This window comes from Acinetobacter sp. YH16051, from assembly GCF_013417135.1.
GTDB classification, from domain to species: domain Bacteria; phylum Pseudomonadota; class Gammaproteobacteria; order Pseudomonadales; family Moraxellaceae; genus Acinetobacter; species Acinetobacter towneri.
The window spans coordinates 15,171-37,291 of sequence record NZ_VPEN01000008.1 but is presented as its reverse complement, the minus strand read 5'-3'; the positions used below and the strand labels follow the sequence as shown (position 1 = coordinate 37,291).

At 40.1% G+C, this 22,121-nt stretch carries 24 protein-coding genes; 11 read left to right on the top strand and 13 right to left on the bottom strand.

What is annotated here, in order from left to right; all coding sequences use genetic code 11:
- Window positions 1–27: 27 nt before the first annotated feature.
- The gene (locus FTV41_RS08455; protein WP_228274531.1) at window positions 28–780 is read right to left on the bottom strand and encodes a phosphodiester glycosidase family protein; all 753 of its coding nucleotides are present in this window, start codon (window positions 778–780) and stop codon (window positions 28–30) included.
- A gap of 135 nt (window positions 781–915) precedes the next feature.
- Here FTV41_RS08455 and FTV41_RS08450 point away from each other — a divergent pair, with 135 nt between their 5' ends.
- A complete protein-coding gene (locus FTV41_RS08450) occupies window positions 916–1,449 on the top strand; it encodes a lecithin retinol acyltransferase family protein (RefSeq protein WP_096900868.1) in 534 nt (177 codons plus the stop codon).
- A 130-nt stretch (window positions 1,450–1,579) separates the two neighbouring features.
- Here the strand turns inward: FTV41_RS08450 and FTV41_RS08445 are convergent, their stop codons facing one another.
- On the bottom strand, window positions 1,580–3,304 hold the full coding sequence (locus tag FTV41_RS08445) for a glutamine--tRNA ligase/YqeY domain fusion protein (RefSeq protein ID WP_154320707.1): 1,725 nt from the start codon (window positions 3,302–3,304) through the stop codon (window positions 1,580–1,582).
- Window positions 3,305–3,510: 206 nt separating this feature from the next.
- On the opposite strand from FTV41_RS08445, the gene FTV41_RS08440 reads away from it, so the two are divergent.
- The 3 genes from FTV41_RS08440 (at window position 3,511) to FTV41_RS08430 (ending at window position 5,413) form a co-directional block, all read left to right on the top strand.
- Window positions 3,511–4,020 carry a peptidylprolyl isomerase gene (locus FTV41_RS08440; RefSeq protein ID WP_004973310.1) on the top strand — a complete coding sequence of 170 codons (510 nt, stop codon included), beginning with the start codon at window positions 3,511–3,513 and terminating at the stop codon, window positions 4,018–4,020.
- A gap of 117 nt (window positions 4,021–4,137) precedes the next feature.
- Window positions 4,138–4,860 carry a UDP-2,3-diacylglucosamine diphosphatase gene (locus tag FTV41_RS08435; protein WP_179996407.1) on the top strand — a complete coding sequence of 241 codons (723 nt, stop codon included), beginning with the start codon at window positions 4,138–4,140 and terminating at the stop codon, window positions 4,858–4,860.
- 91 nt (window positions 4,861–4,951) lie between these two features.
- Complete coding sequence (locus FTV41_RS08430; protein WP_004973307.1) at window positions 4,952–5,413, top strand: super-infection exclusion protein B; 462 nt, start codon at window positions 4,952–4,954, stop codon at window positions 5,411–5,413.
- Window positions 5,414–5,446: 33 nt separating this feature from the next.
- On the opposite strand, the gene hpaI is transcribed toward FTV41_RS08430, so the two are convergent.
- The gene (hpaI, locus tag FTV41_RS08425; RefSeq protein ID WP_004973305.1) at window positions 5,447–6,241 is read right to left on the bottom strand and encodes a 4-hydroxy-2-oxoheptanedioate aldolase; all 795 of its coding nucleotides are present in this window, start codon (window positions 6,239–6,241) and stop codon (window positions 5,447–5,449) included.
- 241 nt (window positions 6,242–6,482) lie between these two features.
- Here hpaI and nfsB point away from each other — a divergent pair, with 241 nt between their 5' ends.
- Both nfsB and FTV41_RS08415 read left to right on the top strand, forming a co-directional pair.
- Window positions 6,483–7,136, top strand: a complete 654-nt coding sequence (gene nfsB, locus FTV41_RS08420; RefSeq protein ID WP_004973304.1) for an oxygen-insensitive NAD(P)H nitroreductase — start codon at window positions 6,483–6,485, stop codon at window positions 7,134–7,136.
- A gap of 115 nt (window positions 7,137–7,251) precedes the next feature.
- Complete coding sequence (locus tag FTV41_RS08415) at window positions 7,252–7,473, top strand: hypothetical protein (protein WP_081402487.1); 222 nt, start codon at window positions 7,252–7,254, stop codon at window positions 7,471–7,473.
- Here FTV41_RS08415 and FTV41_RS08410 read toward each other — a convergent pair.
- The 4 genes from FTV41_RS08410 to FTV41_RS08395 form a co-directional block, all read right to left on the bottom strand.
- Window positions 7,436–8,296, bottom strand: a complete 861-nt coding sequence (locus tag FTV41_RS08410) for a DMT family transporter (protein WP_154320705.1) — start codon at window positions 8,294–8,296, stop codon at window positions 7,436–7,438. The genes FTV41_RS08415 and FTV41_RS08410 overlap by 38 nt on opposite strands.
- A 103-nt stretch (window positions 8,297–8,399) precedes the next feature.
- The gene (gene fba, locus FTV41_RS08405) at window positions 8,400–9,437 is read right to left on the bottom strand and encodes a class II fructose-bisphosphate aldolase (protein ID WP_179996406.1); all 1,038 of its coding nucleotides are present in this window, start codon (window positions 9,435–9,437) and stop codon (window positions 8,400–8,402) included.
- Window positions 9,438–9,575: 138 nt separating this feature from the next.
- Window positions 9,576–9,848 (bottom strand): hypothetical protein, encoded by a 273-nt coding sequence (locus FTV41_RS08400; protein WP_167846046.1) that lies wholly within the window; start codon window positions 9,846–9,848, stop codon window positions 9,576–9,578.
- Window positions 9,849–9,988: 140 nt separating this feature from the next.
- Window positions 9,989–11,176, bottom strand: coding sequence for a phosphoglycerate kinase (locus FTV41_RS08395; RefSeq protein WP_004973295.1), 1,188 nt, complete (start codon window positions 11,174–11,176; stop codon window positions 9,989–9,991).
- A 139-nt stretch (window positions 11,177–11,315) separates the two neighbouring features.
- On the opposite strand from FTV41_RS08395, the gene FTV41_RS08390 reads away from it, so the two are divergent.
- The 3 genes from FTV41_RS08390 (at window position 11,316) to FTV41_RS08380 (ending at window position 13,587) form a co-directional block, all read left to right on the top strand.
- Window positions 11,316–11,699, top strand: coding sequence for a DUF2237 family protein (locus FTV41_RS08390; RefSeq protein WP_004973294.1), 384 nt, complete (start codon window positions 11,316–11,318; stop codon window positions 11,697–11,699).
- Window positions 11,700–11,706: 7 nt separating this feature from the next.
- Entirely contained in the window at window positions 11,707–12,300 is a 594-nt protein-coding gene (locus tag FTV41_RS08385; RefSeq protein ID WP_026438423.1) for a nucleoside triphosphate pyrophosphatase, read from the top strand.
- Between the two features lie 120 nt (window positions 12,301–12,420).
- On the top strand, window positions 12,421–13,587 hold the full coding sequence (locus tag FTV41_RS08380) for a cupin domain-containing protein (protein ID WP_154320704.1): 1,167 nt from the start codon (window positions 12,421–12,423) through the stop codon (window positions 13,585–13,587).
- 33 nt (window positions 13,588–13,620) lie between these two features.
- On the opposite strand, the gene FTV41_RS08375 is transcribed toward FTV41_RS08380, so the two are convergent.
- The 6 genes from FTV41_RS08375 to FTV41_RS08350 all read right to left on the bottom strand — a co-directional run bounded on the left by FTV41_RS08375 (window position 13,621) and on the right by FTV41_RS08350 (window position 20,239).
- Window positions 13,621–15,531, bottom strand: coding sequence for an ATP-binding protein (locus FTV41_RS08375; protein WP_179996405.1), 1,911 nt, complete (start codon window positions 15,529–15,531; stop codon window positions 13,621–13,623).
- Window positions 15,528–16,232, bottom strand: a complete 705-nt coding sequence (locus tag FTV41_RS08370; protein WP_004973283.1) for a response regulator transcription factor — start codon at window positions 16,230–16,232, stop codon at window positions 15,528–15,530. Before FTV41_RS08370 ends, FTV41_RS08375 begins: the two co-directional genes overlap by 4 nt.
- Window positions 16,233–16,508: 276 nt before the next feature.
- Window positions 16,509–17,552 (bottom strand): alpha/beta hydrolase, encoded by a 1,044-nt coding sequence (locus FTV41_RS08365; RefSeq protein WP_096900878.1) that lies wholly within the window; start codon window positions 17,550–17,552, stop codon window positions 16,509–16,511.
- Entirely contained in the window at window positions 17,552–18,679 is a 1,128-nt protein-coding gene (locus tag FTV41_RS08360; protein ID WP_154320702.1) for a YdcF family protein, read from the bottom strand. Before FTV41_RS08360 ends, FTV41_RS08365 begins: the two co-directional genes overlap by 1 nt.
- Window positions 18,680–18,685: 6 nt before the next feature.
- A complete protein-coding gene (murB, locus tag FTV41_RS08355) occupies window positions 18,686–19,726 on the bottom strand; it encodes a UDP-N-acetylmuramate dehydrogenase (RefSeq protein WP_179996404.1) in 1,041 nt (346 codons plus the stop codon).
- Between the two features lie 3 nt (window positions 19,727–19,729).
- Window positions 19,730–20,239: a low molecular weight protein-tyrosine-phosphatase gene (locus tag FTV41_RS08350; protein WP_004973278.1), complete on the bottom strand. Its 510-nt coding sequence runs from the start codon at window positions 20,237–20,239 to the stop codon at window positions 19,730–19,732.
- A gap of 119 nt (window positions 20,240–20,358) precedes the next feature.
- Between FTV41_RS08350 and FTV41_RS08345 the strand changes: the two genes are divergently transcribed.
- Window positions 20,359–21,519: an iron-containing alcohol dehydrogenase gene (locus FTV41_RS08345; RefSeq protein WP_179988631.1), complete on the top strand. Its 1,161-nt coding sequence runs from the start codon at window positions 20,359–20,361 to the stop codon at window positions 21,517–21,519.
- Between the two features lie 101 nt (window positions 21,520–21,620).
- Window positions 21,621–22,070 carry a thioesterase family protein gene (locus FTV41_RS08340; RefSeq protein WP_004973275.1) on the top strand — a complete coding sequence of 150 codons (450 nt, stop codon included), beginning with the start codon at window positions 21,621–21,623 and terminating at the stop codon, window positions 22,068–22,070.
- The last annotated feature ends 51 nt before the right edge of the window (window positions 22,071–22,121 follow it).

Below are 22,121 nucleotides of genomic sequence, written 5' to 3'. Positions count from 1 at the left end.
CAGCCAAGCCAAAACCAAATTCCAATGTTAGGGTTTACAGCCTTGATGATCTATATAAGCTAAAATTGGACCTAAATTGCGATGTGGATGAGTATGACGTTGTAATTGCGGAATATACGCTGTAGAAATCGAACCATCTAAATACAAGGCATTTGGCGTTTGCAGCTCATCTTTAAAAAAGGTGGCAAATTGATGAAAATTCACAGGCGTGTTACTAATCACAAAGTACAGGCTTTGGTCTTTTAACCCAACCCCATTTCTAATTTTATAAGAAGTACTGTCTGCCAAAAAACGTGAATTTAACTGGCGATTAATAACTAACATTGGGCCAGACTGTGTCGCATACTGCGCTTTGAACGCTTGATTGGCATATTGTTGGGTTGTTCCTAAAAACACCCGTTGATGATTCCACGCCAGTACACCATTGGGCTGAATTAAAAAATTCCCCCATCCCTGTTGCTGTCGGTTCAGCTTTTTAAGTTGTCGTCCTTGTTCCACATACAAACCCACAGGCGAATAATCTGGATGAAACATGCCTGCATTCATGGCAAATTGCATGTTTTCACAAGACTGTAGATTTTTTTGTAGTTGTGAAATTTGCAGATATGGTTTCCCTTGCCGATCTTTCAGATATAAGCCTAACTGTGACAACTGTGTCACTTCCACCACATCTGCATTGATTTTACTGTTGTTAACCGTCCATGCGCGAATTTCCGCTTGTGCAGTAGGCGTGCAGAATAAATAACAGAGCAATAAGCACTTCCACCGAGAACAAAACATTATCATCTCCATACCTGCTATGTTACAAATTGTGCATATAACTGAATGGGTTATCGCATATTTGCTTCAGACGCAGTACACTATAAAACCTGATTTCTTTTCTCTACTCATGTTACTTTATTGGTCAAGCGTACGATGCTCAAGCAGAAAACACGATTTCCTTTAGGGGCACATTTAATTGTGAAACACTTCGGCTATAGCCATCATGGTATCTATGCCGGGCGTGGTCGCGTGATTCACTATTCGGGTTTTGCACATCTTTTTAAAAAACACCCGATTGAAATGACCAGTATTGAAAAGTTTAGCCACGGCAAAAATATTATTGTGCAGTCGTATCATGCGCCCAAGTATAAAGGCCGCAAAGTGGTACGCCGTATGCGCTCCAGAATGCATGAAAACAATTATCATCTGATTATGAATAACTGTGAACATTTATGCACTTGGGCAATTACAGGTGTGGAAAGCAGCCCGCAAGTATTTAAGATGATGGATCGTTTAACCACCATTGGTTATGTCAGTTCATTGATGAGTTATATGAACAGTATGATGCTGACCCTGACCACCACTTGCTTTGCTTTAGTGCTCTATATTAAGAAGAAACTACGCGATAAAGCCAAAATGCAGTTACCGCAAATCCTGATGAAGCAGGAACAGCATAAAAACCGCTAATCGCAGTCATTTTAGCGACACTGTATATCTCACAAAATATTCTATAAACCTCAAATAGATAAAACCAAAAGCCCAACCTGAATTGATCAAGTTGGGCTTTCAAGTTGCAAGCTAAAACTTAAATAAGGTGTTACTTGCCAGGTTTGAAGCTGTCTTTTAAGTCTAAAATGCGGTTAAACACTGGTTTTTCCGCACTGTGATCATACTGATCTGCAACAAAATAACCTTCACGTTCAAATTGGAAACGATCTTCTGGTTGTGCTGTTGCCAATGCAGGTTCAACAATGGCTTGTACCACAGTCAACGATTCGGGGTTTAAATTCGCCAAGAAATCATCACCCACTTCTGGATCAGACTCAGTAAATAAGCGATCATATAAACGAACTTCTGCCGCAACGCCTTTACTTGCAGATACCCAGTGAATCACGCCTTTGACTTTACGACCTTCTGGGTTTTTGCCCAAAGTTTCAGGGTCAATTGAACATTTCAGCTCAATAACTTCGCCGTTGGCATCTTTAATCACTTCATCACACTTGATTACATAAGCATGGCGTAGACGCACCTCACCTTCTGGCACTAAACGCTTGAAACCTTTAGGCGGCACTTCTTCAAAGTCTTTACGGTCAATATAAATTTCAGAAGTCAGTGGAATACTACGCTCGCCCATATCTACATTTGGATGACGTGCATGGACCAAATCTAATGCTTCTGGCAAGTTAGTCAAAGTCACTTTAAGTGGATTTAACACCGCCATACCACGTGCTGCAGTATTTTCCAATGACTGACGGATGCAATATTCAAGCATTGCAACATCCACAATACCATCCGACTTAGACACACCTACACGCTTACAGAAATCACGCAAACCTTCTGGTGTAAAGCCACGACGACGCATACCTACCACTGTTGGCATACGTGGGTCATCCCAACCATTCACAAAACCGCCTTCAACCAATTTACGCAATTTACGCTTAGATGTGATGGTGTAATCAATATTCAAACGGCTAGATTCATACTGACGCGGCACAGCCTCGGATTTCACCTTTTCCACCACCCAATCATAGAATGGACGATGGTCTTGGAATTCTAAAGTACATAGTGAATGAGTAATGCCTTCAATGGCATCTGATAATGGATGCGCATAATCATACATTGGGTACATTTTCCATTTATCGCCCGTTTGGTGATGCGATGAATGTAAAACACGATACAAAATCGGATCACGCATGTGTACGTTTGGTGAAGCCATATCAATTTTGGCACGGAGTACTGCCTGACCTTCGCCTAATTCACCATTGCGCATTTTTTCAAATAAAGCCAAGTTTTCTGCTACTGGCGTATCACGATATGGCGAATTTTTACCCGGCTCTACAAAAGAACCACGATTGAGCTTAATCTCATCAGGGGTTTGCAAATCGACATAAGCATCGCCTTGTTCGATCAGCTGAATTGCCCATGTATATAATTGATCGAAATAGCTTGATGCATAGCGTGGTTCGCCATTCCACTCAAAACCCAGCCATTTCACGTCATTGGCAATACCATCAACATATTCTTGTTCTTCTGCATCTGGGTTGGTGTCATCAAAACGTAAGTTACACACCCCTTGATATTCTTGTGCGATGCCAAAGTTCAAGCAAATTGCTTTCACGTGACCAATATGCAAATAACCATTCGGCTCAGGTGGAAAACGTGTCACCACCTGCTGAGTGCGACCCGCCGCAATATCATCGGTAATGACTTGACGTATAAAGTCTAAGCCCGGCTGTTGTTCTTGCTGCACAGCATCGACAGAGGCATTTGAACTTGGTGTCGGGGTGTTTGGCAGAGATGCAACAACATCATTTGGCTTCATAGCAATAAAATCACTTCTAAAATAAAATTGGATAAACTAGGTTACAGAAACTTCAGTAGTGAAGCATACATCACCCATTAGAACGCTTTTCCTTGTTTTTAACAAAGAAAATAACGTTTTTACTTGCCTTGTAGTTTACAGTTTGCTTATGCTTCTCTCAACCAAAAAACCCATGGCATTCGTGTCCATGTTTAGGAGATTACACAATGAGTTTTCCTCAAGTCGAATTAAACACCAATAAAGGTCGTATTGTTTTAGAATTGAACGCTGAAAAAGCACCAATTACAGTTGCTAACTTCTTAGAATACGTTCGTGATGGTTTTTATGACGGCGTAATTTTCCACCGTGTTATTGATGGTTTCATGATCCAAGGCGGTGGCATGGATGAAAACTTCAAAGAAAAAGCAACACGTGATGCGATTGAAAACGAAGCAGACAACGGCTTAAGCAACGATGTTGGTACAATTGCAATGGCACGTACCCAAGCACCTCACTCTGCTTCTGCACAGTTCTTCATTAACGTAAAAAATAACTCTTTCTTAAACCACACAGGCAAAACTGCACAAGGTTGGGGTTATGCCGTGTTTGGTAAAGTTGTTGAAGGTATGGACGTTGTAGATGCAATTAAAGGCGTGCGTACTGGCAACCGTGGTTATCACGCAGATGTTCCACTAGAAAATGTGGTGATTGAATCTGCAAAAATCATTGCTGAATAAGAATCTTACCCGACCTCGCTTACGCACATCATTTTAAAGTACTGCTTTAAAATTCGTTTAGGGAGGAGAAATCCCTCTTTTAAAAGAGGGATTGAGGGAGATTCCAAGGAATAATTCGTGACCTATCTGTTTATCGCAGATTTACACTTGTCACCAAATCACCCTCGACTTGTTCGGGGGTTTTTAGATTTGCTAGACGCTTATCAAAATAAAAACACCCAACTGTATATTTTAGGCGACTGGTTTAATGCATGGATTGGCGATGATTACACCGCAGCGTGGCTCGATGAAGTTGTTGCACATTTAAAGCAGTTTAGCCAAGCTGCTGGTAATCATATTTACTTTATTGTCGGCAATCGAGATTTTGCTTTAGGTCAGAAATTTCTAGATCAGTTTTCAGGGCAACTCCTGCCCGATGTGTACACGCTGCAAATTGGCTCGCAACGAGTACGTTTAGAACATGGCGATGCCCTGTGCACCGATGATGTATCTTATCAGAAATTCCGTAAAATCATTCGAAACCCCATCATTTTAGCCATCTTAAAGAAAACACCATTGGCTTTTAGACAAAAACTTGCACAAGGTTTCCGAAAAAAAAGCCAACAAGCCAATCAAGTTAAAAGTTATGACGTCATGGACGTGAATGCAGATGCAGTTGCACAAGCCTTGCAGCATGCAGATGTGTTAATTCATGGGCATACGCATCGTCCAAATATTCACAATGAACACGGTAAGCCAAGAATTGTATTAGGCGATTGGCGCACAGATGCTGCACAAATTTTAGAAATTAATCCACAACAAAACAATATGGAATTAAAATTAAAGAAATGGAGTTACTAGGATAAAAGTTGACAACATTAACTTCTAAGACTTGCCAAATCCGTTTTTAATATATTAATATTTCAATAACTTAGTTTTAAAAATTTATAATATGAAATTCAACGTTCAAAAAATAAATGCTGTATTTTCCATTTTTATGCTATTAATATTTTTTGTAGCTGCTATTAATTTAGATGAACACTTATCGTCTTTTGTTCAAAAAAATTTCACTTTTCTATTGATCATTTTCTTATTTAGTATCTCACTCATGCTATATGATTTATTATCAATGATCAAAGCTAAGAAGGATCAGGAGTTTTCTTTTTCAAATAAAAATAAAGAATTAATCAATAAACTAACAAAGCTTTCTTATGAAGAGAAAAACATCTTATCTTTATTTATGAATGACAAAGTTCAAGAAAAAGCATTAAATCCAAATGATCAAGCAGTAGTTTGGCTAGAAACAATTAAATTTATTTTTAATACAGGTAAAACAGAAGGAAATAAAAAAATTTTTAGAATAGAACCCACTCTATCAAAACATCTTCTACAAAATCCAAATAGTTTATATTGAAGAAATACCCAATAAATATTGGACTTTTATATTTTAGTACCCGCCTTCAAACTGAATGACTTCGGCATCTGCTTTATATTTAGCCAACAACTCACGCAGCGAAGTCATCAACACACTGGTATCTACCCCAACTGCCACAAATTCTGTGCCTAAATCCAAATACTTTTGTGTCACTTCATGTTGGGTCGATAAAATCCCTGCTGCTTTGCCTGCTGCACGAATCCGTTGAATCGCATCGACCACAGCGGCTTGTACTTCTGGATGGTTCGGATTGCCTTCATAACCCATCGTGGCAGATAAATCCACCGCACCAATAAACACCCCATCAATCCCATCGACTTGTAAAATAGCATCCAGATTTTCTAAACCTGTGACCGATTCAATTTGAATGAGCAAACAAATATTTTCATGCGCTGTCGCGTAATAATTTGGAATACTGTTCCAGCGAGTTGCACGTGCTAAAGCTGCGCCTACGCCGCGAATACCTTCAGGTGGATAACGTACCGCTTTGACCATCAACTCAGCGTGTTCAACGCTTTCAACCATAGGAATCAGCAAAGTTTGTACGCCAATATCCAACAGTTGTTTAATGAGTTGCACACTGCCAATCGGCGGGCGCACCACCGCTTGAGAGGGATAAGCCGCAATACTTTGTAATTGTGACAAAGTGGTTCTTAAATCACTCGGTGCATGTTCCCCATCAATTAAAAGCCAGTCATAGCCTGCATTGGCAGCAATTTCAGTACCATACGCATCTGCTAAACCTACCCATAAGCCAATTTGCTGCTGAGTTTTTAATTTACGCTTAAAATAATTGATATATTCCATCCATACACCTTTGGGATGCACCATGCTCAAGTTTATATTTAACGCCTATTTGCTATAAACAACCAATAGTGAAAACGTCTTGCATGATTGAATTTAACACTAAGTTTAAAGATGTTTATGTCGTGCTCATCTCATCTTAACCGCATAAATAGCACATGGATTCATTCCGTTAGCATAGCGAGGCATGTTAAGCTTTTGGCGCACACCTGCCCCAAATATAGTCTTTAAATGGAGATGATTCATGGATTTGCTCAACGTTGCACAAACTCGTTATACGACCAAAGCCTATGATGCGAGTCGCACTATTCCTGCAGAACAATTTGAGCGTTTATTAGAAATTCTGCGTTTAGCACCATCTTCCATTAATATTCAGCCGTGGCATTTTTTTATTGCAGATCGCCCTGAAGCCAAACAACGTATTGCTAAAGCTTTAGTTGGAAAGTACGCCTATAACGCCCCTAAAGTTTTAGATGCTTCGCATACCATTTTATTTTGCACCAAAGCTGACATTAGCGAATTACATTTAGAAAACCTGCTTAATCAGGATGCTGCTAGTGGACGCTTTAAAGATGAAGCCGCTAAACAAGGTCAGAAAGACAGCCGCACAGGTTATGTCGATTACTACCGCAATGAAAAAGGCGATATTCAGCGTTGGGCAGAAAATCAAACCTTTATTGCACTCGGACAAATGCTTTTGGCTGCAGGCATTGAAGGAATTGACGCAACGCCAATTGGTGGTTTTGATGAAGCAATTTTAACTCAAGAACTGCAACTAACTGAGCAAGGACTGATTCCTTCGGTTTTATTGTGTTTAGGCTATCGTAGTGAACAAGATTTTAATGCCAAACTGCCAAAATCACGCCTTGATAAACGTGAGATTTTCACGCAACTGTAAAACAAACATGCGATAACACTAGGGACAAAATTTGTCCCTATTTTTTGGTCTGAATTTTGCTTTATCTATATTTGCAATCTGTACTCAATCTCTATCAAAAATAAAAATGAGGTGTATGATGCTCAATTTAATGCCGCTAAAACTAGAATGCCGACGTTGTAAAAAACTGTATTTATATCAAGCCAAACCAAGCTATCCAACCCTGCGCTGCCCGATCTGCGATAGAACCACAATGCTGCATGGTCTTGCAGAAACTGCAGATTTATTGCGACATCCTTTTCGCTTTATGTTGAGTTATCTTAAACCGTCATGGCATAAGCGAGGCAAAGCACACTAAGCAATGCCAAGCCTAGCCCAATAGTGGTCGTGCTTTTCAGCTTTTCTTTAAAGAACAATACACCACTGATCACGCCAAATAGCACCACTAAAATATTCATCCCTGCAAATACCACTGCAGGGCTGTCTTTGAGCAGCATGTGAGCTTTGACATACAAGGCAATATTGGCAAAATTCAGTGCACCCAAAATTAAACCTGCACTGATATTTTGCATACTGCCCATGCTTTTATCGCGGATTAAGATATAAGCCATCGCCAAAACAAAAGCACATACAAACATCAAATTCAGTGCAACTGCAAATTGCAGTCCTAAACCTGTGGTGTATTTAAGCAAAACATCAATCAGTGCATAACCCAACCAAACACAGCTCAAATATAAGATGCCTTGTTGCGCTTTAGCAGACTGCACTGCAGCACGATGCGAATACAAAATGCATAAGACCGCGATAATCCCAAGCGCGATTCCCACAATTTTCAGTTGGCTAAAATTTTCCTGAAAAATAAAATAAGCGGCTGCTAAAGACAAAACCACTGACAAACGCTGTGCAATTTCAGTTTTTAAAATACCTGCGCTGTCCAACGATTTTGCTAATGCTAAAAAGACACTGGGCAACAACACACCCAAACTAATAATGAGCCACCACGGCGTATGTTGGATTGAGATCGTGCCCAAGTTGGGTTTAAACCAGTAAAAACACAACACACTGGCACTGACATAATTCCATGTAATCATCTGCATGGGGTTAAAACCCTGCGTTTTGCAGACTTTTAATAAAATAGAGACCAGTACACTACAAAAGGCTGCGGCTACAATCAGTTCCATGACACGCTCGAGGATTGTTTTTGTTCTTGATTGGAAGTTGTGGACTCATCAGTAAAAAGCCCACAAGGACTGTGGGCTTTCGAGTTCTTAATTAAATTAAGAATTATTTGTAATGTTCAACCATTTTCTCTAAAGAAATTGGGCGAATTTTGTCTGCATTACCTGCAGTACCAAATGCTTCATAACGGTCTATACAAATTTGTTTCATTGCATCTACAGTTTTTGCGAAGAATTTACGTGGGTCAAATTCGCTTGGTTGTTCTGCCATCATACGGCGCATTGCACCAGTAGAAGCTAAACGTAAATCTGTATCGATGTTGATTTTACGCACACCATGCTTAATTGCTTCAACCAATTGCTCAACAGGTACACCATAAGTTTCTTTGATGTCACCGCCGTATTGGTTAATCACCGCCAACCATTCTTGTGGTACAGAGCTAGAGCCGTGCATTACAAGGTGTGTATTTGGCAACGCAGCATGAATTTCTTTAATACGGTCAATTGCAAGAATATCGCCTGTAGGTGGACGAGTAAACTTGTATGCACCGTGCGAAGTACCAACAGCAATCGCTAAAGCATCCACATTAGTATCTGCAACGAAGCTACGTGCTTCTTCAACAGATGTTAACAATTGAGAGTGGTCAAGTACGCCTTCTGCGCCCACGCCATCTTCTTCACCTGCCATACCTGTTTCAAGACTACCTAAACAGCCAATCTCACCTTCAACCGATACACCACACGCATGCGCCATTTGCACAGTACGACGCGTCACTTCGACGTTGTATTCATACGACGTTGGTGTTTTACCATCTTCACCCAAAGAACCATCCATCATTACTGATGAAAAGCCTAGTTGGATCGAACGCTGACATACATCAGGGCTTGTACCATGGTCTTGGTGCATAACCACTGGAATATGTGGCCACTCTTCAATTGCAGCCAAAATCAGGTGACGCAAGAATGGCGCACCTGCATATTTACGCGCACCTGCCGAAGCTTGAACAATTACAGGTGAATTGGTTGCATCTGCGGCTAACATAATTGCGCGCATTTGTTCTAAGTTGTTGACGTTAAACGCTGGAACGCCGTAAGCATGTTCACCGGCATGATCCAAGAGCTGGCGCAATGAAATAAGAGCCATAATATCCTCCCAAATAATGTTGGTTATTCTACCCTGTGATTTGTTTCAATTCAGCAACAAATCGCCTTTTTCAAAAAAAAGTCCCTGCAAAAGCAGGGACTTTTAAACAAATTACTACAATTTGTCGTTTTTCAGCACTTATTGCGCTTCAGAAGCAGCAACTTCTGTGTCTGCAGTCGCAACGTCAGCAGGTGCATTTGCAACGTCTTCAGAAATATCGGTGTTGCCTTCATCCAAGATTGGTTGGTCAATTGCGTCGATTGCAGCTTGTTGTTCTGGTGTAACTTGAGCGTTATCTACAACTGCAGAAGATGCATCAGTTTCAGTCGCAGGTGCGCTTTCTTTTTTTGCACAAGCAGTCAAGGCTAAAGATGCAGCAATTAAAGCAGCAAGTGTTAGTTTTTGAATCATCGTCATTTCCTACAGTTAGGTCATTCATTTACTACAGTTTATTGCATATTTATGACATTTTGATGACTACGGCATGACATAAATATAAAAAAGTTGACCGAAGTCAACCTTTTTAAAAATTATTGATAAATTTTCTAGATTTAAGCGCGTTCTAATAATACCGCAACTGCAGGTAAGGTTTTACCTTCTACAAATTCAAGGAATGCACCTCCACCTGTAGAGATATAGCCGATTTTGTCTGCAACTTCATACTTGTCAATTGCAGCTAAAGTGTCACCACCGCCTGCAATAGAGAAACCTGCAGATTCTGCAATCGCCAATGAAAGTGCTTTCGTACCTTCACCAAATTGATCAACTTCAAATACACCCACTGGGCCATTCCAAAGAATTGTTTTTGAAGTTTTTAAAATTTCAGCAAATGCTTTTGCAGTTTCTGGGCCTACGTCTAAAATCATATCGTTGTCTGCAACATCTTCAACTTTTTTCACAGTTGCTTTCGCTGCTGCCAATGAACCCAAGAAATCTTCAAAATTAATTTCAGCGGCATCTGCAACTACAACATCGGTTGGCAGTGGTACAGAAACTTTTGCGGCAATTGCTTTGGCAGTGTCAATCAAATCATTTTCACATAATGATTTGCCCACGTTATAGCCTGCTGCAGCAAGGAAAGTATTGGCAATACCACCGCCTACAATTAATTGATCGCAAATATCAGACAATGAAGTCAATACATCTAACTTAGTCGATACTTTAGAACCTGCAACAATCGCCACCATTGGTTTTTCAGGTGTTTTTAAGGCACGACCCAAAGCATCTAATTCCGCAGCCAATAATGGGCCTGCTGCTGCCACTGGTGCTAAACGTGCAACGCCTTCAGTAGAGGCTTCTGCACGGTGCGCGGTACCAAATGCATCCATCACAAATACATCACACAATGCTGCATATTTAGCGGCAAGTTCTGGGTTGTTTTTCTTTTCACCGTGGTTAAAACGGCAGTTTTCCAATAAAACGACTTGACCAGGAGCAACGTCTACACCATCTAAATAGTCAGTGATCAGTTGAACATCTTGACCTAATGCTTGGGTTAAATACGCAGCTACAGGTGCTAAAGATTGTTCAGCTTTTGGCTCACCTTCAACAGGACGACCTAAGTGAGAATACACCATCACTGCTGCACCTTTGGCAACAGCAGCTTGAATCGTTGGCAATGCCGCACGTAAACGTGCATCGCTGGTGATCACACCATTTTTAACAGGTACGTTTAAATCTTCACGAATAAGGACACGCTTACCTGCTAAATCGAGGTCAGTCATACGCTGAAAGTTCATGTATAGCTCACTTTATTGATATCAAAACGCCACGATTTTAAATGATTATGCAGAAAAAGGTTAGCAACTTTTGTAGAATTGCTGTTTAAAGCAAAAGTTTTGATTATGATAGAGAAAAGCCACCATCTTTCTCGCACTTATGTCTATTCATCCTGATCCAAATATCAATCGTTTAAATGTTTTGGGCGAATCTCTCGCCAGTTGTTGCTTTGATCCTATTACTGGATATTTTCGTAACGGTTTTTGTCATACCGCCCCAACCGATTTAGGTCAGCACACCGTTTGTGCACAAATGACCTCTGATTTTTTAAATTTCTCGCAAAAAATTGGCAATGATTTAATCACGCCAGTACCAGAAGTTGGTTTTAACGGCTTACAACCGGGTGATTTCTGGTGTATTTGCGTCACCCGTTGGGTTGAAGCCTATCAGGCAGGTCAAGCACCACCAATTAAAATTCAAGCCTGTCATCAGTCAGTATTGTCTTATGTGCCTTTAGATATTTTGATGGATTATGCGGTGTGATGATCTGATGCAACATCCTGAAATTATTTTAGCGTCTGGCAGTCAAACTCGTCAGCAATTGATGAATCGTCTGCATTTGGCGTATAAGTCAATTTCACCTGATATTGATGAATCTGCACAGGGTGAATTGCATGCAGATAATTTGGCGCGACGCTTGGCTTTTGAAAAAGCACACTGTATTGCGCAGCAATATCCTGATGCAATTGTGATTGGTTCAGATCAAGTGGCATGGCGTGAACAGCAGCCAGATATTTTTATAGGTAAACCGCTCACTTCAGAAAAAGCTATACAACAATTACAAGCCAATTCAGGTCAAACGGTTTATTTCAGCACTGCGCTGAGTGTGCAGCAGCAATCTACAGGCTTTGAACAAACGGTTGTAGAACACTACACAGTTAAATTCCGCAGCTTAACTGACAATGAAATTGCACGATATGTTGCAAAGGAACAACCGCTACACTGTGCAGGTAGTTTTATGTGCGAAGGTTTAGGTATTAGTCTGTTTGAAGCCATGCAAGGCAATGACCAAACTACCTTGATGGGTCTGCCGATGATTCAGTTATGCCGCATGTTAAGAATGCTGAATATTCAGGTTCCTTAAGTTTAAAACTGTGTAATTTAACAGCCGTGAATATTTATAAAGACTATAAATCACCTTGCCCTTTGCAGCGACAAATCAGACAATATTGAGATTATTGATAAAACTTGCTTAGGCTATTTTATGTCGCAACCTTTAGATGTTTTGGGCGGAATTACCGCAGAACAATTCCTAAGTGAATATTGGCAAAAAAAACCACTTTTGGTACGCAATGCACTCCCAGAAATTGCCAACCTACTTGAACCTAGTGATGTAATGGAACTGGCACTTGAAGAAGATGTGACTGCCCGTTTAATCAAACAAAAAGATCGCGATCCAAATCAATGGACTGTGAAATCATCACCGCTCATTAAGGCTGATTTTCAAAAAATGCCAAAGTTGTGGACGCTATTGGTACAAGCCGTTGATCATTACTCTTTTGATCTCGCTGAACTTTGGAAAAAATTTCCTTTTATTCCGCAATGGCGACGTGATGACATAATGGTGTCTTATGCCCCTAAAGGCGGCTCTGTAGGTCAGCATTTTGATTTCTACGATGTGTTTTTGCTACAAGGCTATGGACATCGTCGTTGGCAACTTGGGCAAATGTGCGATGCTGAAACTGAATTTGTCGCAGGACAACCGTTAAAATTATTGCCTGAAATGCAGGTCAATTTTGATGAAGTTCTTGCACCTGGCGATTTACTCTATGTGCCACCGGGTTTGGCACATTATGGCGTGGCGGAAGATGATTGTCTGACGTTCTCGTTCGGTTTCCGCATGCCGAATATTAGTGAAATGATGGATCGAGTGAGCGATAAATTCTCTGCCGATGAAATGTTACGCACGCCACTACAAGACCTTGTTCGTAAAAAAAATACCCAAATTGGCGAAATGACTGCGACAGAATTGGATTATCTGAAAGCAGAATTGTGGGCGCGTTTACAAAACTCATCGGTGTTGGATGATGCGATTTTAAGCTTAATGTCTGAACCGAAATATCCTGAAAATATTCCTGAAGTAGATGAAATAGGTGTAGGCGATTTAGAAGATGCGCTAGATCAGGGTTATCAAATCATGTTGGAACCCGCCTCTCGCCTACTTTATGCAAATCAGCTAGATGAAGTTTTATTTTGGGCGAATGGTGAAGCGATTTGTGTCGCAGAAGCATCTATCCCTACGCTGCAAAAAATTGCCAATGGTGAACGCGTGCTGCTCGATGAAAACCTTTACGACGCAAATATTTTGGAAGATTTGGTACAACTGCTCAATGAATCCATTTTAATGTTGTTACCTGCTGAAGACGCTTAAAATATTCGTTTCAGCCCCCTCAAGATGATCAATTCATCTTGGGGAATTTAGATAAGCGGGATCTAAAGTTAAAACTGCCTGAATTAACGTATAGCCAGGTGTCGAATTTAATTTTAATTGCCCTCCAACCCGTTCTAAACGCATTTTCATACTGCGCATCCCAATACTCATGCCATGTTCAAGCACGCTATTGGCTTCAAAACCTACACCATCATCCTGAATTTTAAGTACCAATTGCTTAGGCGGTACAAATTGCATACTGACGGATACATGCTTGGCTTGGCTGTGTTTAATCACATTGGTTAAACTTTCTTCTAATACCCGCATCAAAGTTAAGCACTGTAACGAATTCGGCTCAATCACCCATTCATTTGGAAAATCCCACTTGGAATGAATATCCATTTCATCCATCAATTGACTAAAACGATGACGTACTGGCACAACCCAAATTTTAGGATTTTCAGGCACTTTAGAACCAATGGAAGAACCACTATCAATAATTTGACGTAAATCATCACGCAGTAATTTCAGCATAGATAAGAACTGCTGATTACTCATGTTCTGTTCGCTTTGGTCGACCATAATCATGGAACGTACCAAAGATGCACCCAAACCATCATGCAAATCATGCGATAGATGAATCCGCTCTTGCAAACGCACATTTTCCAATTCTAAATAATGCTTTTCTGACATACTGCGTTTTAAATCATCACTGACTTCAAAAACTTTAAGCTCTAAATCTTGATTAAATTTCTCAATTTTTTGAATATTTCTTTTTAGGCGCATGCCTAAAATAATCGCAATAAATAAAGTAATTACTGGCGAGGTATACGGTGATAATGGCTGATATAAACTTGCCGTTGCCGCATTACTTAAACGAAATACATCTACACCCGCAAAAAAGCCAATCAAGGTTAAACAAAATAGCAGCAGATATACTTCTGTTTTTGGGGATTTATACGCTAAATATGCCAAATAAAAATAAACCACGACTAGTAAGCTGGCATAACTTAAAAAGACAATCCCAAATACCAGTTTGACATAATCTAAGGGTGTTAAAAACACACAAACGATTACCGCTAAACTCAGAATAAAAATACTTTCTTCCAATATTGGCAAGCGTTGATTGACAAACCTAATTAAATACAGACTAAAAGCTAAAACATAGAGGATAAAAAAGCTTAAATTGGCTTGAGATGCCACCAATACACTTGGGTATGGAAAGGTTTCTGTGGTTAAAAAATGAGAAATAAATAATAACCAGAACATGCAACTCAACGCGAACCAACCAAAACTCTGATCACGGCGTAAAAACAGCCAAATAACCAAACATAAAATGCCTAAAGTGGCAGATAAAATCGCATTAATTTCAAATAAAGTACGTTTATTCCATATACTTTGCTGGTGCTGTTCAATATTGTTATGCACATTATTAAAACTTATTTTTCCTATACCCGCATTTTGAAATGCATATCCATTTACATAGACCAATATTTGATTTTTACCTTGTTTTAAGCCTGAAATAGGTAAAATCCAGTAACGTGGCATATTCCAGTTTTTTGACAAAGGCTCTTCTAAATGTTGACTTGCCCAAAGTAAATCTTGATTCAGATAAACTGCCCCTGCACTATTTAAAAAATTCAGTGCAAAAACGATGGGTTGATTTAAACGATGATCACGCTCACAAAACCACTCCCACTCTATTTTGTACCACGCCCCACCATTATAATTTTTCCAGCGATCATCCCAAACGTCGGGCAGTTGAACATTTTCCCAACCCGTTTCAGGTTTTTTATTATGTGATGCTGTTTTGGCAGAGCTGATTGAAAGTACATGCACATTGCAGTACTGATTAATTGGGTACACCACTTGCTGCGCATAGCTTTGCCACGCACAGAACAATAACAACACGCCCAAACCACACTGCCAAAGCCTTTGAATCATAAAAGACCTAAAGTTCTAGCGGTACTGACAGCCTTAGTGCGTTTAGTGACCGACAACTTCCGATAGATATGTTTAATATGACTTTCAACGGTATAACGCGACACAAATAATTGCTCAGCAATTTCACGGTTACTTAAGCCCTGCGCCACCAGATTTAAAATTTCTAATTCACGATTGGTGAGCTGTTCATAATGTGAGTTGAATGCTTGAGCATCGGCGCGATCTGATAAATCTTCGGTCAGCACGGGTACTTTTTGATGTGAAATTTGCGATAAAATTTCACGGGCGATAAATGGGTCTATCGGTGCACCACCTCTTAAAATGCTGCGTATTGCGATAATAATTTCAGCATCATCACGTTCTTTAAGCACATAGCCTGTTGCACCTGCTTGAATTGCAGAAAATAAGCTGTCTTGGGTGCTCCATGCAGAAATCACCAAAATTAATGCGCTTGGATCTCTAAAATGTAATTGTTCGATTAGTTCTTTACCATTGCCATCGGGCAAGCCTAAATCGACTAAAGCTAAAGCAATCGGATGATCTTCTATACACGTCATTGCAGCTTTAAGATGACTCACGAAAAATAGCATGTCATCTTGATAGCCAATATCATGCAAAATTTTTCTAAGACGTGACTGAATAATAGGCTCATCTTCAACAATTAAAACCGGTACGGGTAATATCGCTTCCATTTCTGCCATCATTCATCCCCTTGATTATGTTTGTAAATATATCAATCGTTTTGATGTAAACACTATCCCTAGAATTAAGGAGTTTTTCAAATTTAGCTTATTTTATAAACATGAGCATAGCACTGAAACATGAAACTCGAGCATGAAATAAAAAATAAATGTGAAGTACTATTTTATTTTAGAAATCGCTTCACATTTTAATGAGCAGCGCAGCATAAATATGCTTTGATGCCGAGAACAGCATCAAAGCAAATGTAGAGCCGTATTTAAAAGATGGTTGATAAATTAATAATAAGTCTTAGAGCTATGTGCATGTAAAAATGCAGGAATCAGCCCTGTTAAAGCCGCACGAATATCCGCACGTTCATTGATTAATTGATGCGAGCCTTCTTCTAACATGAGTAAGGTTTGCAGGCGGAATTTACGCCGAATAAACTCAATGTTGTAGCGCCAATCTACGGTTTGATCTTGCGCCCCTTGTGCCAACCAAACAGGAATACGGCAAGCTGGACGTTCTTCCATCTCCAACATCCATTTAGACATGGCTAAAATCCAATCCATGCCCATCATTCTAGGTTGCAGCGGGTCTTTTAAACGCACAAAGCGTAAAAATTCAGGATTATGATTATTGCGTCGGAAATGTCGCGGCACTTCACGCTTAATCCGACGGATAATGCCCAAACCAACAGAGTTATGCCACCATGCCGATTTTGCAGGACGAATCAAAGGCGATAACAACAACACACGCTCTACAAATGGATTTTCACGGCGCTGAGCAAATTCCAACAAGTGATGCATCCAAATTGCACCACCTGTACTTTGCCCAATGCCCAACCACGGTTTTGGCAATTGATCGGCATTTTTTACATATTGATAAACCGCATGTAATACTTGCTGATAATGATCAAAATTTTTGATGTTGGCAGGATAACCATCACTCAATCCATGTCCGGGCAAATCATAAGTCAAAACACTAAAGCCCTGCTCTAATAATTCTTTGACGATAGGTTGATAAATCCCGCTATGTTCCAAATAGCCATGCAGTAGAAATACCGTGCCCTGCACCTGATCAAATTTGGTTTTGCTTAAATCGGGTTGAAAAATTTGCACATGCAATTTAAACAACGGCATTTGCACATAGCCTTGCCAATGTTCACAGTCCAACAAATGAAAACCATAAAGCTGTCGATAGGCTTGTAACTCAACACTCGGTTCAAAACCACGATTCAAATTTAAAGGTTGTAGAATTTGTGGTGTGGTTTCCCTACTCGGCACTGGCAAATCTAATTGCTTCAACACGCTTGGGTTTAAAAATGGAATATCAGGCATTATGGCACCTCGCGACATGCGCTAGAACCAATCAAGACATCCCGAATGGCGGCAAGCATTTCATAATTGGCACGGCGGCTGTGATCATAGTTTTGTTCACTTGGACGCCATGCGGTCAGTTGAGTCGGCATTGGAGCTTCGACAGGAATCGTTTCAATTCCATTTAAAGCAAATAAACGGCGGGTGCGTGGCATGTGATAACGGTCTGTAATCAAAATCACTGTCGGCGCCCCCCCTTTTTTTTGTAATAATAAAGAACTAAAACGTGAATTTTCACAAGTATTCATGCTGCGATCTTCTAATAATTTTGCTTCGACATCATATTTTTTTAACCAACGCTGCATATAAGGTGCTTCTACACCACTCAGTACAATCGGCAATTGATATTGTTTTACCACCGCTAGGGTCGTTTCTAAACGTAAACGTGTGTAGTCATTGACCACAATATCTTTGCCATTATCATCTAAAGTTAAGCCACCACCTAAAACCACAATCGCATAAGGTTTAGAGTTTGCAGGTATTTTTGGAATATTTTGTTGCTGAATTAAAGCAATATCTTTAAAGATTTCTTCATCTACAGGCTCACTTTCGGTTTCGGCAATTTTATGAGTGCTTAAAAACTCCAAGTATTGTTCCATGAGTACCTGATTTTCATGACTATCCAAATTGAGCAAGGCTTTTACATTTTCGGATGGGTCTTCTACAACTGCTTCAGAAGCTGCATTAGACACCAACAATGGGACTTGCGGCAACTCTTGCTCAGATGCTAATTTTTTTTGCGTTTGTTCTTCTAAAATAAGCGCTTGTAAGGCTTTATAACGAGCCTGAATTAAAGTTAAATTTTTCGAATTTTCAGATTGAATCTCTTGCTCCATCAGCTTCAAATAAGCTTGTCGGGCAATCCATAAATCTGAACCGGGTTCCAAGCTGTCTTGATCACTAAAAGCCGCCATTTGCTGACTTTTTGCTGCCACTTGATTCACTTCTACAGGTACCAAAGTGTTCAGCGTTTTGACCACCAAAGTAGAATAAAAAGGTGAATAGATAAAAATCATGAACGCTGCAAACAATACAAATAGCACGGCAGCAATTTGTACCAATCTGAGCATCCAATGATTCTGTTTCATCTTCACTTAACCTACCGGTTGATGTGCACGAATCAAACCTGTTTCATCAAATAACACAGGTTCAGGTTCTAGTGAAATACCAAAACGACTCAAAACATCTTGCTGCACAGCACGATAGGTGTGTTGCACATCTGCCAAAGTGGCATCGGCATAATTGACTAAAACCAACGCTTGTTTATGAAACATACCCACCACACCCAGTTGTTTTCCCTTCCAGCCAGCTTGATCAATCAACCAGCCTGCTGCAATTTTAACTTGCGCATTCGGCTGTGGGTAATGGGGTAAATTTGGAAATTGTGCTGCAATTTGGTCAAATTGCTGAGTCGAAATCACAGGATTTTTAAAGAAACTACCTACATTTGGATATTCTGCAGGATTAGGCAGCTTACTTTGGCGAATTTGAATGACTTGTTGCTGCAGATTTTCAGCAGTTTGCTCATCGCCTACAGCAGCTTTTAAGTCGCCATAATTTAATTTTAACGCAGCCTGTTTTAACAGTTTAAAAGTCACATGGGTAATGATGTAACGGTTGGGATGATCTTTAAAAATACTGTGTCGATAGGCAAACTGACAATCTGCAGCAACAATTGAGCTGAATTGTTGGCATTCACGATCATAGACCTGCACAGATTCAATAAACTCACCGACTTCAACGCCATAAGCACCAATATTTTGCACAGGTGAAGCGCCGACCAAACCTGGAATTAAAGCCAGATTTTGCAGACCATATAACTTTTGTTCCGTACTCCACAACACAAACTCATGCCAGACTTGTCCTGCCCCAACTTTTAGGGTGAAACTTGCATCATCTTCAGCGCATTTTTCGATGCCCTGAATATCCATGTGCATGACCAAGGCATGAATATGTTCAGGCAATAACATATTGCTACCACCCGATAAAATCAGCACATTTAATTGTTCTTTCTGGGCAAATGCCAAAGCATCCTGTACATCTTGAATATTTTCAATTTTGACATAATGCGACGCAGTTGCATCTAAATTGAGCGTATTGAAAGGTTTGAGTTGCATGTTGTAGTGAATGTGCATGACTTAAACCTTCAATTCAAATTGTTGTTGTAAAACTTTCACCCATGCGCGACTACTCGACTCGCATTGATCGAGCACCCGCTCAAAACCATCGGCTTCGCCATAATATGGATCGGGTAATTCTTGCTGCGTATAATGCGGATCGTGTTCGCTCATTAAGGCTATTTCAGCGCGCAAACTGCCCAGTTCAGCTTCAGCACGGCGCATTAAAGATTGAATATTGCTTAAGTTTTCAAAATCCATCGCCAAAATCAAATCAAACTCGACAAAGTCTTGTATACGTAACTGACGCGCGCGCAATGTAGATAAGTCATAACCACGTTTGAACGCATGTTTTTGGCTGCGTAAATCTGGGGCTTTGCCTGGATGATAATTACTGGTTCCAGCAGAATCCACCAACACATTGAGTTGTTGTTCATCACAAAAATGTCGAAGTACAATTTCTGCCGTTGGAGAGCGGCAAATATTTCCCAAACAAACACATAACACCTTATATGGCGTTTTGGATGACATAAACAACCTCAAAGCTACTTTATTTTTAAGAGTCTTATGTTAAGTTATTTATGATATGAATCCTATATCGTGACCCTACAATAATGTTGAATTAAGTATAAAAATTAGGAATAAAGACGATGCAGCATTTTCAATTTCAAACAGTTGGCAACATTATTTCTGGATTGGGTTCAATTTCTGAACTAAAAACGGTTTTAACCGAAAAAAATTATAAGCGTTTGTTATTGGTCACCGATGCTGGCATTTTACAACAACAATTACATCAACCTATTTTAGAAATTTTAAAGCAACTGCAACTGGACTATGCCATTTACTCGAATGTGCAAGCCGACCCCGCAGAACAGATTGTGTTAGAAGCAGTTGATTTTGCCAAACAGCAAAATATTGATGTTGTATTAGGTTTTGGTGGGGGTAGTGCGATGGATGTCGCCAAAATTATTGCCGTGCTGAGTCATTCCGAACAAACTCAACAACTGTCGGACTTGTACGGTGTTGGCAATGCGAAAGCACCACGTTTACCACTCATTTTAGTTCCCACAACGGCAGGTACAGGTTCAGAAGTCACACCTATTTCCATTGTCACCACAGGTGCAACCAGTAAAACAGGCATTGTTTCTCCTATTTTATATGCCGATGTTGCCATTTTAGATGCCAATTTTACCCGTCATCTACCTGCACAGATTACCGCAGCCACAGGTATAGATGCGATGGTACATGCCATTGAAGCCTATACTTCTAAAATCAAAAAAAATGCGTATTCAGATTTTCTGGCAAAACATGCGCTGCGTTTACTTGATCAAAACTTAAAATTAGTGCTTGAAGATGGCAGCAATATGCAAGCACGGCAAAATATGCTGTTTGGTTCAATGCTGGCAGGACAAGCCTTTGCCAATGCTCCTGTGGCTGCGGTGCATGCACTTGCCTATCCTTTAGGCGGGCATTTCCATATTTCACATGGTCATAGCAATGCATTGGTACTGACTGAAGTTTTAAAGTTTAATGCGCCTGCTGCAAAACAATACTATGCAGAACTAATGTGTTGGTTAGACCCTCGTAGCAAAGGCTGCACAGATGGATTATGTGATTTATTTATTGATCATTTACAAAATCATTTAGATCAAAGTGGTTTGTTGTTAAAACTCAATGCATTAGGCATTGCAGAAAACATACTGCCACAATTGGCAGAAGATGCGATGCAGCAAAGTCGTTTATTACAAAACAACCCGAGAGCAATGCAAATGCAGGATGCTTTACAAATTTACCAAGCCATTTATGCCTAACATTTACGCTTAACGTTCTGTATTTAACTTTATAGATTTATTTGGGATGATTTCCACCCATTAAAGCATGACACCACATTGATAAAAATATAGGTAAACTTGTGAAACCTGACACCAAAACCCGTGAGCAATACGCTTTTTTCTTTCCCATCCAAACTCGCTGGGCAGACAACGATATGTATGGACATGTCAATAATGTCACTTATTACAGCTATTTTGACAGCGCAGCCAATGCCCTACTGATGCAAAAAGCAGGCTTTGAACCCAAACGATCACCCTGTATTGGTTTAGTGGTCAATTCCACCTGTCATTTTTTGCAGGAATTGTCCTATCCTGAAATGATTGAAGTAGGTGTTGCTATTCAAAAAATTGGAAACTCATCCTTAATTTATGATTTGGCAATTTTTAAAAACAATCAAAATCTTGCCGCTGCACAAGGACAAGTGGTGCATGTATTTGTAGATCGAATTACACGCCAAAACTGCCCGATTCCTGACTCCATCCGCGAAGCATTACAGCCATATAAAAGCACAGATTCAGCTTGCGCTTAGCAAAAAATAAGGCTGGTTTGACCCAGCCTTAAAATTCTGCAAACAAAAGCT